General features: G+C 53.9%; 12 protein-coding genes. 5 read left to right on the plus strand and 7 right to left on the minus strand.

From position 1 onward, the window contains the following. The 3 genes from malP to glpG all read right to left on the minus strand — a co-directional run bounded on the left by malP (nt 1) and on the right by glpG (nt 4154). Nucleotides 1-2418, minus strand: a complete 2418-nt coding sequence (gene malP / locus Dpoa2040_RS14875) for a maltodextrin phosphorylase (RefSeq protein WP_168641756.1) — start codon at nt 2416-2418, stop codon at nt 1-3. A 45-nt stretch (nt 2419-2463) separates the two neighbouring features. Further along, nucleotides 2464-3222, minus strand: a complete 759-nt coding sequence (locus tag Dpoa2040_RS14880; RefSeq protein ID WP_042874104.1) for a DeoR/GlpR family transcriptional regulator — start codon at nt 3220-3222, stop codon at nt 2464-2466. Nucleotides 3223-3329: 107 nt separating this feature from the next. Further along, the gene (gene glpG, locus Dpoa2040_RS14885; protein ID WP_168641757.1) at nt 3330-4154 is read right to left on the minus strand and encodes a rhomboid family intramembrane serine protease GlpG; all 825 of its coding nucleotides are present in this window, start codon (nt 4152-4154) and stop codon (nt 3330-3332) included. Nucleotides 4155-4434: 280 nt separating this feature from the next. Between glpG and rbsK the strand changes: the two genes are divergently transcribed. From rbsK to Dpoa2040_RS14905, 4 genes are all read left to right on the plus strand, one after another. Next, nucleotides 4435-5646: a ribokinase gene (gene rbsK, locus Dpoa2040_RS14890; protein WP_168641758.1), complete on the plus strand. Its 1212-nt coding sequence runs from the start codon at nt 4435-4437 to the stop codon at nt 5644-5646. Nucleotides 5647-5699: 53 nt separating this feature from the next. After that, the gene (locus Dpoa2040_RS14895; protein WP_168641759.1) at nt 5700-6617 is read left to right on the plus strand and encodes a dihydrodipicolinate synthase family protein; all 918 of its coding nucleotides are present in this window, start codon (nt 5700-5702) and stop codon (nt 6615-6617) included. A gap of 105 nt (nt 6618-6722) precedes the next feature. Then, nucleotides 6723-7202: a YhcH/YjgK/YiaL family protein gene (locus tag Dpoa2040_RS14900; protein ID WP_168641760.1), complete on the plus strand. Its 480-nt coding sequence runs from the start codon at nt 6723-6725 to the stop codon at nt 7200-7202. Between the two features lie 5 nt (nt 7203-7207). Further along, the gene (locus Dpoa2040_RS14905) at nt 7208-8503 is read left to right on the plus strand and encodes an MFS transporter (RefSeq protein ID WP_168641761.1); all 1296 of its coding nucleotides are present in this window, start codon (nt 7208-7210) and stop codon (nt 8501-8503) included. 75 nt (nt 8504-8578) lie between these two features. Here the strand turns inward: Dpoa2040_RS14905 and glpE are convergent, their stop codons facing one another. Beyond that, nucleotides 8579-8899, minus strand: coding sequence for a thiosulfate sulfurtransferase GlpE (gene glpE / locus Dpoa2040_RS14910; RefSeq protein ID WP_042873215.1), 321 nt, complete (start codon nt 8897-8899; stop codon nt 8579-8581). Between the two features lie 341 nt (nt 8900-9240). Between glpE and glpD the strand changes: the two genes are divergently transcribed. Continuing rightward, a complete protein-coding gene (gene glpD, locus Dpoa2040_RS14915; protein ID WP_168641762.1) occupies nt 9241-10740 on the plus strand; it encodes a glycerol-3-phosphate dehydrogenase in 1500 nt (499 codons plus the stop codon). Between the two features lie 71 nt (nt 10741-10811). Here the strand turns inward: glpD and glgP are convergent, their stop codons facing one another. The 3 genes from glgP to glgC all read right to left on the minus strand — a co-directional run bounded on the left by glgP (nt 10812) and on the right by glgC (nt 16083). Next, the gene (gene glgP, locus Dpoa2040_RS14920) at nt 10812-13259 is read right to left on the minus strand and encodes a glycogen phosphorylase (protein ID WP_042873220.1); all 2448 of its coding nucleotides are present in this window, start codon (nt 13257-13259) and stop codon (nt 10812-10814) included. 23 nt (nt 13260-13282) lie between these two features. Beyond that, complete coding sequence (glgA, locus tag Dpoa2040_RS14925; RefSeq protein WP_168641822.1) at nt 13283-14716, minus strand: glycogen synthase GlgA; 1434 nt, start codon at nt 14714-14716, stop codon at nt 13283-13285. 80 nt (nt 14717-14796) lie between these two features. Then, nucleotides 14797-16083 (minus strand): glucose-1-phosphate adenylyltransferase, encoded by a 1287-nt coding sequence (glgC, locus tag Dpoa2040_RS14930; protein ID WP_168641763.1) that lies wholly within the window; start codon nt 16081-16083, stop codon nt 14797-14799. Nucleotides 16084-16095 lie beyond the last annotated feature (12 nt).

Consider the following 16095-nt stretch of genomic DNA (forward strand, 5'->3'; position numbering starts at 1 on the left):
TTAATCACGCATCGTCCAGATGCGTTGCTGATAATCATGAATTGCCCGATCAGCACTGAACATACCCATACGGGCAGTATTCAGAATGCAGCGACGCGTCCATTCATCAGGTTCACGATACAACGCATCAACACGCTGTTGAGCCTGGCAGTAAGGGGCGAAATCAGCCAGTACCAGATAGGGGTCACCCAGTTTTAGCAGGCTATCCAACAAGGGCGCGAACGCCGTTTTATCCCCATTACTGAATGTCCCATCCGCCAGTTCATCAAGAATGTCCTTTAATAATGGATTGGCGGCAATATAGCGAGCAGGTTCATAACCATCGGCAAGCAATGTTTTTACCTGCCCGACGGTATGCCCGAAGATGAACAGATTCTCGGCACCCACTTCCTGCGCCATCTCCACATTGGCGCCATCCAGCGTGCCTACCGTCAACGCGCCATTCAATGCCAGCTTCATGTTTCCGGTACCCGACGCTTCCTTACCTGCGGTGGAAATCTGCTCCGACACGTCAGCAGCCGGAATAATCCGCTCCGCCAGCGAAACACGGTAATCCGGCAAGAAAACCACGCGCAGGCGATCATTCACCCGCTTGTCGCGGTTGATATGCTCCGCCACGCAGTTAATGGCGTAAATAATATTTTTCGCCAGTACATACCCCGGCGCGGCTTTGGCGCCAAACAGAAAAAGGCGCGGCACGATATCCAATCCAGGGTTGGCACGCAATTGCTTATACAGCGATAAAATGTGCAGCAGATTCAGGTGCTGCCGTTTGTATTCGTGCAACCGCTTGATTTGCACATCAAACAGCGCGGTCGGGTCAACAATCATGCCGTATTCACGCCGTAAAAATTGTGCCAGCTGGGTTTTGTTATCCTGCTTGATTTGGCGATAACGCGAGCGGAAGGCACTGTCCTGCGCGTAGGGCACCAGGCCGTCCAGCAGCGTCAGCCGGTTGCCCCACCCGGTCTTCAGCGTCTCGTCTATCAGCGCAGACAGCGCCGGATTGCACTGTTTCAGCCAACGGCGCGGCGTAATGCCGTTGGTCACATTGTGAAACTTCGTCGGCCACAACTGGTGATATTCCGTAAACAGGTCGCGCACCACCAGTTCAGAGTGCATCTGCGCCACCCCGTTAACCGCAAAACAGGCCACCACGCACAAATTCGCCATTCTCACCTGACGGCGATGCACCACCGCCAGCCGCGCCCAAACGTGCCTATCCCCCGGCCAGCGCGCGTCCACCTGCTGGCGCAGGTGCTCATTGATGGTTTTAATAATCGACAGATGGCGCGGCAACAACCGGCCAAACAGCCGTTCGTCCCAGCACTCCAGCGCTTCCGGCATCAGGGTATGGTTGGTATAGGCGAACAAACGCCCGGTAAACTGCCAGGCTTGTTCCCACGACCATTCATGCTCATCCAGCAACAGACGCAGGGTTTCAGGAATCGCCAGCGTCGGGTGAGTATCGTTCAGCTGCACCACTTCATAATCGGGCAACGTCTCCAACGGTCGCCCTGCACGCTCATGCCGCCGGAAGATGTCCGCGACTGAGCAGGCACACTGAAAATACTGCTGCATCAGGCGCAGTTTTTTGCCTGCTGCATGATTGTCATTCGGGTAGAGTACCTTGGTCAGGCTGGCGGCAGAAATTCCCTGCTGTTCGGCTTTCAGGTAATGACCAGCGTTGAACTGCTCAAGATCAAACGGCTCGCTATGGGTGGCTTGCCACAATCGCAGCGGTTGCACCCGACCATTGTGATAACCCATCACCGGGATATCAGTCGCTTCACCGATGACGACCTGATCCGGTATCCAACGCTCGCTGCCATCCGCCTGCATCACCAGTTCGCCGCCAAAACCGACCTCCACCGCCAGTTCCGGGCGGGGACGTGCCCAAGGGTAGCTGTCACGCAACCAGTCATCCGGAGCTTCGCGCTGAAAACCAGCGTCAAAATGCTGGCGGAACAAACCGTATTGATAATGCAGACCGTAGCCAATCGCCGGCTGGCCGACCGTCGCCATGGCGTCCAGATAGCAGGAAGCCAGCCTTCCCAGCCCACCGTTGCCAAGCGCCGGGTCAGTTTCCTGCTCCAGCACATCGCTCAACGCCAGACCGTGCTGCGCCAGCACCTCCGCCACCGCGTCGTACCACCCCAGATTGAGCAGGTTGTTGCCAGTCAGGCGACCAGGCAGAAATTCCATCGACAGATAATTAACATGCCGCGACGCCACAGGTGATGCATCAGGCAAGGATGGTTTGGCAGACGTCAACCCATCCAGTTGCTCCGTCAGCGCGGCGCTCACCAGTTGCCAGCACTGGCGCAGCGACAACGCCTGCAAAGACGGTTTAGCACACGCCTGCAACTGACGCTGCAGAGCAGCGCTAAACTGGGAGCGATTGAATAAGGGGGACATCGTGCCTCTCTCCTCTTGTCAGTGATGGAAAAAGGCACGTCGGGATCAGCACAACTCCAACTGTACCTTATGTTGTTCAATTATTTTCAGCACACTGGGGGGCGGTAACTGATCGGTAAAAAGATAGTCGATCAAATCCATATTGCCCAAATTAACCATAGCGTTACGGCCAAATTTCGAATGGTCCGTCACCAGCATCACGCAACGGGAATTTTCGATGATAGCGCGTTTGGTGCGAACTTCATGGTAGTCAAACTCCAACAACGAACCATCCATATCAATACCGCTGATTCCAAGGATGCCGAAATCAAGCCGGAACTGGGAAATAAAATCGAGCGTTGCCTCGCCCATGATGCCGCCGTCCCGACTGCGCACCTCGCCGCCGGCCAGAATCAGGCGAAAATCTTCTTTGGCGGTCAGTAACGTTGCCACATTTAGGTTGTTAGTGACTACCCGCAAATCCTTATGGTTCATTAGCGCGTGGGCCACGGCTTCCGGTGTCGTACCAATATCAATAAAAAGCGTAGCACCATCTGGAATCTGGCTGGCGACCTGCCTCGCAATCCTGGCTTTTTCATCAGACCACATCATTTTACGATCATGATAGGCCGTATTCACTGAACTGGACGGCAACGCCGCTCCACCATGATGACGATGAATCTTGTTCTGTTCCGCCAGATCATTCAGGTCGCGGCGAATGGTCTGCGGGCTGACGGCAAAATGCTCCACCAGTTCTTCGGTACTAACGTATCCCTGCCGACGCACCAGATCGATAATGGCGTCGTGCCGCTGAGTTTGCTTCACCTTGGTCCCCTCAAACGCCGACATGCCGTCATGTCGGCCAACTAAAACACCGCCGCACTGGGTAACAATACGCACGCCAGTTGCGCTGCGATAAACAGTACGATGGCTTAATGGTGGCGCAGGCGGGTATCCCACCAGGCCATCAACACGCCAACGAGCAGCCCCGCGACATGAGCCGCATTCGCTATCGACATGCCCAAAATATCGAAATAGCCCGCCACCAGCCATACCAGCGCAAAGGCCATCAAGCCGCGCTGAAGATACAACGGCCCGTCTGGCTCACGTTCACCACGCAACCAGACATACCCCATCAGGGCGTAGACCACGCCGGACAAACCACCGAAATAGACGCCGCTGAACCAGGACTGCGCCCAACCGCTGAGCGCGGACGACAGCAACAGAATCACACACAATCGCCGGGTGCCCAACATACGTTCCACCGGGCCGCCAAGATACCACCACCACATCAGGTTAAACAGCAGATGCAACAATGAGAAATGCAGCAGCACGTGGCTGAACCAGCGCCATAGCTGCAAAGTCTGCGCGCTACCCGGAAAGGCCAGCAGCAGCATCATGCGCTCCACGCCATAAACCTGCATCAACAGGTAGACAGCAATGGTGACCACCAGCATTCCCAGCGTTAGCGGTCCCGCACGCTGACGCAACGTCTGCAAGTAGGAAAATGACGGGTAACGCAGCCCGCTGTTGGTGGTGCCGCTATGCCAACTGGCCGCCTGATAGCGTTCGTGCCACGGCTCTTGCAGAAAGCGTTCCAGTTCCTGCCTCACCCGCTCCTGCTGGCTTTCATCCGGCAACCAGATATCCACTTCGTTGTCGTTAATGCGGGCAACCAGCCGGATCTGATGCGTGTGCATATAATCGACAAACGCCTGCGCCAGACGCGGATTGGAGAAAGCAACAATTCGGATCATGACAATAGCCCACCGCTTTGCGCCAATGAATTTATATTCTCGATTCTAAAACATTTACTGCCCGGAACGCAGTGCAATAACCGCGGGTAATCCTCCCTATTTCAATATGAATGTGATGGTTTTCACATCTCGCCACCCTGCGTACTGACAGCCTCTCTTGTCGCCTGATAGATAGGTAGTAAGAATTTTTGTTTACTTCCGTTTTATCCGACATCCTATGATCACGGTCACTTTTCAACCAGAACGACTCCATTACTCTCATTCAAGAGGTGTTAACGGTATGTTTCTTGAAGAACGCAGAAACAAGATTCTGGACTATCTGGATCAACATGATCGCGTCAGCGTGGAGTATCTGGCCGAGGTTTTTTCCGTCACCAGAGAAACCATCCGTAGTGATCTGAATGCATTGGCCCGACAACGCCTGGTTCAGCGCTGTCACGGCGGCGCCATTATTATTCGACGCAGTCTGCAATCTCAGCTTATTACCGAAACCGGGAAAGACTTCGAAGTCCTGTTAAAAAAAATAAAGAATCAGGTAAGAAATAGAAGTATCCGAAAAAAGGATAACGCCATGAAAGGCAAGGTCTGTATTCTTGGTTCGTTTAATGTGGATATTGTCGCCAGAGTCGCCCGTTTTCCTAAAGGCGGAGAATCATTGCTGGCGCAGGGCAGTGCGCTGGGACCGGGAGGAAAAGGCGCTAATCAGGCTATGGCGGCCAGCATGGCCGGTGCGAAAGTCCATTTCGTATCGAAAGTAGGAAAAGACCAATTCAGTCATTTCGCGTATGAGCATTTGTCAAAATCTCCTATTCACTCATTTAAATTATATCAGTCTGAAACAGAACCCACCGGCAATGCGATTATTTATGTCTCGCAACAAAATGGCGAAAATATGATTGCCATTTATTCCGGGGCGAATAAAACACTGACCGATGAAGAAATCGCTGAGATTATGCCTGACCTCGAAGATGCAGACGTGTTATTGCTGCAAATGGAAAATAACTTCCCGGCGACATTGAGCGCCATGAAATTGGCCAAAGCGCTCGGCACCAAAATTATCCTGAATCCGGCGCCTTATTCCGATGACGTCGTCTCCTGTCTTGATTATGTGGATATCATCACCCCAAACGAAACGGAAGCCTCGCTCTTATCCGGTATTGAGATCAGTAACCTTGAGAGTGCCAGACAAGCCGCGCAAAAAATCCATGCGCTTGGCGCCACACGGGTGATAATCACCATGGGCGCCAATGGCGCCCTGTTATTTGACGGCCAGCAATTTCAGCATATCCCGGCCTTTCCCGCCGTCAGCGTGGATACCACCGGCGCTGGCGATGCGTTCAACGGTGCCTTCGCCGCCGCCGTCGCCGCCGGGCAGAGCGTGGCGCAAGCCGCCACGTACGCGAATGCGTTTGCCTCGCTGGCAGTCGAACGAGAAGGAGCCGCCAATATGCCAACGCATCAGCAAGTGACGAACCGGCTGGCGCAACGCTAATCCCCCCCCTATTTTAAACACCCCGAAGCGATTTTCGGGCAAGGAGCAAGAAAATGAAAAGCATCGAAGGCATCGTTCCCGTCATGCTGACCCCGTTTAACACCAGCAATGAAATAGACTACCCCGGTCTGGCGAAATTGATCGATTGGTATCTGGACAAAGGCGTGGACGCGCTGTTCGCGGTCTGCCAGTCCAGCGAAATGCTGTTTCTCAGCCTGGAGGAGCGCGTAAATCTGGCGCATTTCGTGGTAGAACAGGTCGCAGGACGCATACCGGTTATCGCCTCCGGTCACATCAGCGACGACATCAATAACCAGATAGCCGAATTGCAAGCGATGGCGGAAACCGGCATCGACGCACTGGTGTTGGTCACCAACCATCTGGACCCGAAAAACCAGGGATCGGCGACGTTCTTTGAGACGCTGGAGACCTTGCTGGCATCCCTGCCTGCAACGTTGCCGCTCGGCCTGTACGAGTGCCCGGCGCCGTATCGCCGTCTGTTAACCGATGAAGAATTGATGCACTGCGCCAACAGTGGCCGCTTTGTGGTACTCAAAGACGTGAGCTGCGACCTGCCAACGGTAGAACGCCGGGTGAAACTCACTGCCGGCACACCGCTGAATATCATCAACGCCAACGCCGCCATCGCGTTTCCGGCAATGCGCGCCGGTTCCAAAGGCTTTAGCGGCGTGTTCACCAATTTCCACCCGGAGCTATATCAGTGGCTTTATTCCCAAAGCCATCAGCAACCAGAACTGGCGCAGGAACTGGCGACCTTCCTGTCATTGGCGGCAGTGACCGAAACGTTGGGCTACCCCAAAAACGCCAAAATTTACCACCAGCGTCTGGGAACTTTCGAGCACGATCACTGCCGGGTCACCGGCGATAATGTGCTGGAAAAATTCTGGGCCTTGTCGGTGATCCTGGATCAAATTCGTCAGGGAACCGAGCATTACCAACAAAAAATCTAATAACGATAACGTCACTTTTTTTACCGGCGTATTGTCCGGGAGGTGGAAATATCCCACCTGCCGGTTTAATGACACAACCTTGTCGCTCACCAGGAATAACCCACTATGATTATTTGCGATCAACAAAACTGGGCTCTGGAAAAATACGCGTTACATCCCATTATTCATCAAGCCATCGATTATATCTCTACAACCGATTTCGCCGTTATGGCGACCGGGAAATATGACATTATCCCCGGAAAAATGTTCTGCTTATTACAGGAATTCACCACCGAACCGGCCACGGACAGGCTGGCAGAATCGCATTTCCAGTATGTTGACATTCAATATTTATTACAGGGAGAAGAAACTATCGGCGTTGCGCGAGGTAGCCGTCGTAATAGCGTGATTGAAGATAAAAGCGAACATCACGATATTGTTTTTTATCGTGAAACGCAAAACGAGAGTTTTATTTCATTAACACCCGGCATGTTTGCCGTTTTCTTTCCGGAAGATCTACATCGGCCATGTTGCCAAAGCAATGGTCCCTCTTTTATTCGAAAAGCAGTTATTAAAATTCACATCAGTTTATTTACGGATTGCTGATTATTATGAAAAATACGACTTCTGCCTTACAAGATAATAGGGTTATCCCTGCCTCGCCGATTACCCGCTTACGCTGGGGGATCATTTTCATTCTGTTGATGGCGGCGGTCATCAATTACCTTGACCGCGCCAACTTAAGTATTGCCAATACCACCATCGCCAAAGAATTCGGTTTTAGCGCCACTCAGATGGGGTTGCTACTGTCCGCCTTCCTGTGGCCTTATGCACTCGCCAACCTGCCGGCAGGCTGGCTGGTGGACAAACTGGGGCCGAAAAAGATGTTTTCCGGCGCAGTAGGGTTATGGTCAGCCTTTACCGTGCTGGCTGGATTCATCAACGGCTATTCTATGTTTTATGGCTTACGCATGTTGCTGGGTATCGCTGAATCGCCCTTTTTTACGTCAGGCATTAAAATCACCCATCGTTGGTTTTCTGCCCGCGAACGCGGCCTGCCGACCGCCATCATCAATACCGGCTCACAGATAGCCAACGCCATTGCGCCGCCGATTTTGACCGTGCTGCTGCTGACGCTGGGCTGGCGGGGTATGTTTATTGCCATTGGTCTGGCTGGCATTCCGTTGCTGATTATCTGGCTGAAGTTTTACCGTGAACCAACAGAGGCCGAAGAGCGCAACATCCACGCTGACACCGCAGTGACAACAGCGCCCGGCCATGACGCAGCAAAAGCCCGACAAGGCTGGGGAGCACTTTTCCGCCATAAAACCACCTGGTTCATGATTCTGGGTAATTTCTCCATCATGTTCACCATCTGGGTTTATCTGACCTGGCTGCCGGGTTATCTGGAAAAATCCCTCGGCTTTACGCTGAAACAAACCGGTTGGATCGCCTCTATTCCGTTCCTCGCCGGTATTCTCGGCGTGCTGTGCGGCGGGGCCATCTCTGATCGTCTGATCCGTCGCGGCGTCAACACCATTACCGCCCGTAAAATTCCGATCGTCATGGGGGCGGCACTGGCAGCCTGTTTTGTCGCGCCGATTCCGTTTGTCAGCAACACCTCGCTGTCTATTTTGCTGCTGTCATTGGGTTATTTCTGCTCGCAGTTGCCTTCCGGTGTCATCTGGACGCTGGCGACCGACATCGCCCCTAAAGAACAGGTAGCGTCACTCGGAGCGATTCAGAATTTCGGTGGTTTTCTCGGCGCGGCCAGCGCTCCTATCATCACCGGCGTGATTTTGGATGCCACTGGGGTATTCACCAATGTCTTCTTTCTGGGCGCAGGCTTGCTGATGCTGGGTGCATTGAGCTACGGCTTGTTTGTTAAAAAACCGATTGCAGTTTGATAACCAGCTGGTTTTGTAAACAGACGGCTTTATAAACAGACGGTATGGCGCGTCAGGTGCCATACCGGTTCAGGATTACCCTGCCGCCACATCCTGCGGAAAGCGTTTTTGCCAGGCATCGAAACCGCCATCCACGCTATACACCGCTTCAAAGCCAAGACTTAACAGGTAATCCGCCGCATTACGGCTGCTGATGCCGTGGTAGCACATCACCATCACCGGCTGCTCAAAATCAGCGCCGCGCACAAAATCGGACAGCGTTTCATTGGTAAGATGAGTTGAACCTGGTACATGCGCAGCGCCGAAACTCTGCGGGTCACGAATATCCACCAGCACCTGACCTTGCTGCCAGCGCTGATACGCCTGCTCAATATCGATTGCCTCAAACTGCTCCATAGTCTGCCTCGTCTTTCTTAATACTGCTTAATATAAAAGGGGGGGTTATCAGCGGGTACGACTGAAATTGCCAGCATTGTAACCCACCCACTGCCCAGATAGACCGGGCAAACATCAGGGGTATAGTGCCACGTTGCAGGAAAAGTCATCGCACGAGTCAGCACAGGAGGCATTATTTTTAATCAAATCAGACGAGAAACTGTTAGCAACATCACGCACAAATGTTTTTAATTGGTTAACGCTTGGCTAACATGTTTGTTTTCGATTAATATCGTGAGCGAAAACGAACATTGTAGATTTTTTACGACTATCACAGCTTTTGACGTGGCGGAGGAGAAAACGTGGAAACCCAAGATCTGATCGTGATCGGCGGAGGCATTAACGGTACTGGCATCGCAGCGGATGCCGCCGGTCGTGGGCTGTCCGTCCTGCTGCTGGAGGCACAGGATCTGGCTTGCGCCACCTCTTCCGCCAGTTCAAAGCTGATTCACGGCGGCCTGCGCTATCTGGAACATTACGAGTTCCGCCTGGTGGGCGAAGCCTTATCTGAACGCGAAGTGCTGCTAAAGATGGCGCCGCACATCATTTTCCCGATGCGTTTTCGCTTGCCGCACCAACCGCATCTGCGCCCGGCCTGGATGATCCGCGCCGGTCTGTTCATGTATGACTATTTGGGTAAACGCGTTAGCCTGCCGTCCAGTCACGGGTTGCGGTTTGGTCATGAATCTGTATTGAAGCCGGAACTGACGCGCGGTTTCGAATATTCCGACTGCTGGGTGGACGATGCACGTCTGGTGGTGCTGAACGCGCAGGAAGTGGTACGCCGCGGCGGCGAGGTGAAAACGCGCATGAAAGTCACCCGCGCCCACCGTGAAAACGGCCTGTGGATCGTCGATGCTGAAGATACGCACAGTGGTGAAACCCACCGCTGGCAGGCAAAAGGACTGGTCAACGCGACCGGCCCGTGGGTACGCCAGTTCTTTGACGACGGTCTGGCGCTACCATCGCCGTACGGCATTCGTCTGATCAAAGGCAGCCATATCGTTGTTCCGCGCGTGCATCAGGAACAACAAGCCTACATCCTGCAAAATAAAGACCACCGTATTGTGTTTGTGATTCCGTGGCAGGACGAATTTTCCATCATCGGCACCACGGATGTGGAGTACCACGGCGATCCGCATCAGGTGAAGATCGATGACAACGAAATTCGTTACCTGCTGGATGTGTATAACGATCACTTCAAAAAGCAGCTGACGCGCGACGATATCGTCTGGACGTATTCGGGTGTACGCCCGCTGTGCGACGACGAATCGGATTCACCGCAAGCCATCACCCGCGACTACACGTTGTCAGTGGCCGATGAAAACGGTAAGGCGCCGCTGTTGTCGGTGTTCGGCGGCAAACTGACCACCTACCGCAAATTAGCCGAACATGCACTGGAAAAGCTGGTGAAGTACTACCCGCAGGCCGGACAAGCGTGGACTCGCAACGCGATTCTGCCCGGTGGCGACATCAGCGGCAACCGTGAAGATTATGCCGCGACATTACGCCGCCGTTATAACCTGCCGGAAGCGCTGGCGCGCCGTTACAGCCGTACCTACGGTACTCAGAGCGAGAAAATTCTCGGTAATGCGCAAGCCTTAAGCGATCTGGGCGAACATTTCGGTCATAACCTGTACGAAGCCGAGTTACGCTATCTGGTAGAACATGAGTGGGTTGTGTCGCTGGAAGACGCTATCTGGCGCCGCACCAAGCTCGGCATGTGGCTGGACGACGCCCAAAAGCAGCGCGTCGCCGACTGGCTTGCCAGCTACCGCAGCCAGTTAGCGAAAGCGGGTTAATCCCAAAGAAAAACGGCTTCCATGTGGAAGCCGTTTCACTACTTTCCATCGCTCGTTATTCTATTTTCAACCTACAACCGTGTCGGCTTGATATGCCAGATGTCATCGGCATATTCCTGAATAGTGCGATCAGAGGAGAAATAGCCCATATTGGCAATGTTTTGCAAGGTACGACGCGTCCATTCATCTTCATCGCGGTATACCTCGTCCACTTTGTCGTGGCTATCCACATAACTGCGATAATCCGCCAGTAGTTGATAGTGATCGCCGAAATTGACCAGTGAATCAAACAAATCAGCATAGCGGTGTGGATCGTCCGGGCTGAACACGCCGGTCGCTATTTGCGTCAGCACCCGGTGCAACTCTTCGTCCTGATTGTAGAATTCACGCGGGTTGTAACCGTTACGACGTAATTCTTCCACCTGCTCCGCCGTATTGCCAAAAATGAAGATATTCTCTTCCCCGACCCGTTCACGCATTTCGACGTTGGCACCGTCCAGCGTACCGATAGTCAGTGCGCCGTTGAGCGCAAATTTCATATTACTGGTGCCAGACGCTTCGGTACCCGCCAGCGAGATCTGCTCCGACAGGTCAGCCGCCGGAATAATGATCTGCGCCAGACTCACGCCGTAATTCGGGATAAAGACAATTTTCAGTTTGTCTTTCACTACCGGATCGTTGTTCACCACGTTGGCGACATCATTGATCAGATGAATGATGTGTTTGGCCATGTAATACGCCGATGCCGCTTTACCGGCAAAGATGGCGACGCGCGGTACGCGCTCCAGATCCGGGTCATCCTTGATGCGGTTGTACAGCGTTATCAGGTGCAACACGTTGAGCAACTGGCGTTTGTACTCGTGAATACGCTTGATCTGCACATCAAATAGCGCATTCGGGTCCACCACAATATCCAGATGCTGAGCAATGTATATCGCCAGCCGCTTTTTGTTTTCCTGTTTGGCCTTACGTACCTTCTGCAGGAAAGCGGGAAAATCGATATGCGGCTTCAGGTCTTCCAGTTGGCTCAGGTCCGTGCGCCAGGTTTTGCCAATCGCGTCATCCAACACTTTAGACAGTGACGGGTTCGCCAGCGACAGCCAGCGCCGGGGAGTCACGCCATTGGTTTTGTTACAAAAACGGTCCGGGTAAATACGAGCGAAATCGGCAAACAGCGACTGTACCATCAGGTCAGTATGTAACTGAGACACCCCATTCACCTTATGGCTACAGATCACGGCCAGCCATGCCATACGAACTTTGCGTCCATGGGTTTCATCCACTATCGATACCCGCGTCAGCAACGCGTTGTCGTTCGGGAAACGCGCCTGCACATCCTCCAGAAAACGTTCGTTGATTTCAAAGATCAGTTGCAGATGGCGCGGCAGGATTTTGCCCATCATATCGACCGGCCATGTCTCCAGCGCTTCCCCCATCAGGGTGTGGTTAGTGTAGGAGAATACCTTGGTGACAACCTCCCAGGCCGCATCCCACGTGAACTTGTGCTCGTCGATCAACAAGCGCATCAGTTCCGGAATCGCCAGCACCGGGTGAGTATCATTGAGATGGATAGCAAATTTTTCCGCCAGATTGGCGTAGGTTTTATGCATCATCCAATGGCGGCTGAGAATATCCTGCACCGTAGCGGACACCAGAAAGTATTCCTGACGTAAGCGCAGTTCGCGGCCAGAATATGTAGAGTCATCGGGGTACAGCACACGCGACACGTTTTCGGAGTGGTTTTTATCCTCCACCGCCGCGAAATAGTCACCCTGATTGAATTTACCGAGGTTGATTTCGTTACTGGCCTGCGCCGCCCACAGCCGCAGGGTATTGGTGGCGTCGGTATCAAAACCGGGGATTATCTGATCATAAGCGCAGGCAATGATCTCCTCAGTTTCTAGCCAGCGGGTTTTACTGCCTTCCTGCTGGATGCGGCCACCAAAGCGCACTTTGTAGCGGGTGCTGTGGCGAACAAATTCCCACGGGTTACCATATTCCAGCCAGTAATCCGGTGATTCCGCCTGCTTGCCGTCGATAATATTTTGCCGAAACATGCCATATTCGTAACGGATGCCGTAACCGCGTCCCGGCAGCGCCATGGTGGCGAGCGAGTCGAGAAAACAGGCTGCCAGCCGACCAAGGCCGCCGTTGCCCAACGCCGGATCGTCCTCTTCTTCCAGCAGTTCGTTCAGATCCAGCCCCATCGCTTCCAGCGCGTCCCGCAGATCGTCGAACATGCCCATCGCCAGCAGAGCGTTGGATAGCGTACGCCCCAGCAGGAACTCCATCGACAAGTAGTAAACCTGCCGGACATCCTGCGATAGCTGTGCACGATTAGACCGCAGCCAGCGCTCTACCATACGATCCCGTACCGCCAGCACGGCGGCATTCAGCCAGTCATGTTTACTGGCGACGCTGGGGTCCTTGCCGACGGTAAACATCAGCTTATAAGCGATAGAATGTTTCAACGCGTCTACGCTGAGCGTAGGTGAGTTGTAGATAAATGGAGAGTTCATAATGTCATTCCCACAGATGCGTACTACCACAAACGTTGATAAAGCGCACGATAGGCCTTTGCAGCAACCTGCCAACTAAAATCCATTGCCATTGCCTGACGCTGTACATAGCGCCACAGCGAAGGGCGCGACCACAATACAAAAACCCGACGAATCGCCCGCGACAGCGACGCAGCATTGCAATCGCTGAACACAAAACCGCTCGCCAGGCCATCGGCCAAATTTTCCAGCGAGCAATCCGCCACGGTATCCGCCAGTCCGCCGGTGCGTCTGACCAGCGGTAACGTGCCGTATTTCAGACCATACAACTGAGTCAAACCACAGGGTTCGAACCGACTAGGAACCATAATCACATCCGCCCCGCCAATAATGCGGTGCGAAAATGCTTCGTGATAACCAATCTGTACGCCGACACGACCGTGATACGCCGCCGCCGCCGCCAGAAAACCTTCCTGCAAGGTAGCGTCGCCTGCCCCCAGCACCACCAGTTGTCCCCCTTGTTCCAGCAAATCCGGCACGGCTTGCAACGCGATATCCAACCCTTTCTGGCTGGTGAGACGGCTGACAATAGCGAACACCGGCGCCCGATCATCCACCTTAAGCCCCATCGCCGTCTGCAAGTGCCGCTTGTTCTCCGCCTTGCGCGCCAGCGCATCGCGGCTGTAGGTGGCAGTGAGCAGCGAATCGTGCGCCGGATTCCAGATATCGTCATCCACCCCGTTGAGGATACCGGACAAGCGGTCAGCCTCTTCCCGTGATTTCAGCAACCCCTCCATACCGTAGCCATATTCAGCCTGGGTGATTTCATGGGCATAGGTCGGGCTAACGGTGGTGATATGATCCGAATAGTACAGCCCGGCCTTGAGATACGAGATCTGGCCGTAAAATTCCAGCCCGTACATCTGGAAGTACTCCGGCGGCAACCGCAGATCCGACATGTGACGGGCATCAAATAATCCCTGATAAGCCAGATTATGGACGGTAAATACTGATTTTGCCGGTCGGCCCTTCGCCGCCAGATAGGCGCAGGCCAGCCCGGCGTGCCAGTCATGGGCATGTACAATGTCCGGTCGCCAGAACGGATCAACGCCGCTGGCCATTTCCGCCCCCATCCAGCCCAACAGACCGAAACGTAGAAAGTTGTCTGTATAGGCGAACAACGAGGTGTCGTGATAAGGACTGCCGGCCCGTTCATACAGGTGAGGAACATCGATCAGGTAGACGCCCACCCCGTTGTAATGACCGTAACGTAATGTGACATGGCCGCCAAACGTATCCAGCTCCCGTACCACCTGCGTATCCGGAATCCCCTTTTTCAGGTCGGGAAACGCAGGCAACAGCACCCGCACATCCATCCCCGCCTCAATCTGCGCGCTGGGCAACGCCCCCACTACATCTGCCAGTCCCCCGGTTTTCAACAGAGGGAACAGCTCTGAACACACATGTAATACCCGCATCTTGTCTCCCATTCCGCTGCCCTCGCCCCAGACGCGAGCAGCATCAAGCCTCCGACCAGCATTGGTCGGATACCGTCAGGCTAGGATTTGAGCCTGGCCAGCATGGCACGCGTCACCAGCACAATCCCTTCTTCAGAACGATAAAAGCGACGGCTGTCATCCTCGGCGTTCTCGCCAATCACCATGCCTTCAGGAATGTCGCAGGCGCGATCAACAATGCAACGATGCAAACGGCATGAACGCCCTATGTTGACATCCGGCAATAGCACGGATGAATCGATGCTGCAGAAGGAGTTAATTCGCACCCGCGAAAACAGCACCGAGTGCGTCACTACCGAACCGGAAACAATGCATCCGCCGGAGACCAGCGAGTTCATCGTCAGCCCATGGCTGCCGGAGCGGTCCTGTACGAATTTGGCAGGCGGCAACGCTTCCATTGCCGAACGGATCGGCCAGTTATGGTCGTACATATCCAGTTCCGGCATCACCGAAGCCAGGTCAAGGTTAGCGCGCCAGTAAGCTTCCAGCGTTCCCACATCGCGCCAGTATGGCGGCGCATTGTCAGACGAGATAACGCAGGAGAGCGTGAAGGGGTGTGCCCAGGCATGGCCCTGAGCGACAATTTTCGGAAGCAGATCTTTACCGAAGTCATGGCTGGAATCTGAGGTACAGATATCCTCCTCCAGTATCCGATACAGGTAGTTCGCGTTAAATACGTAGATCCCCATGCTGGCCAGCGCCATATCCGGGTTATCCGGCATCGCTGTGGGTTTGGCCGGTTTTTCATCGAAGCTGATAATGCGGTTGTCTTTATCCACGCTCATCACGCCAAAGGCGTGCGCTTCACTGATGGGGACCGGGATGCAAGCTACCGAACACTCGGCGCCGTTTTCCACGTGATCCAGCAACATACGGGAATAGTCCATCTTATAGATGTGGTCACCCGCCAGAATCACGACATATTCCGCGCCATAGCGCCGGATAATATCCAGGTTGTGACATACGGCATCGGCAGTACCACGATACCAGTGATCGTTTTCGTCGTGCCGTTGCTGCGCCGGCAGCAAATCGACAAATTCGTTCATCTCAACATTCAGAAACGACCAGCCACGCTGGATATGCTGCACCAGCGTGTGCGACTGATACTGGGTAATCACGCCAATTCGGCGGATACCGGAATTTAGGCAATTAGAGAGGGCAAAATCGATAATTCGATATTTACCGCCAAAGTGCACTGCGGGCTTGGCGCGATGCGCCGTTAAGTCTTTCAGCCGGGTCCCACGCCCGCCCGCCAAAATCAGCGCCACAGATTTCAGAGGCAACTGCCTGGCCAGCATGAGAGGATCGTGTTTGTCAGTACTTACCATGTAAGACTCCTT

This window comes from Dickeya sp. CFBP 2040, from assembly GCF_012273755.1.
Classification (GTDB): Bacteria; Pseudomonadota; Gammaproteobacteria; order Enterobacterales; family Enterobacteriaceae; genus Dickeya; species Dickeya poaceiphila.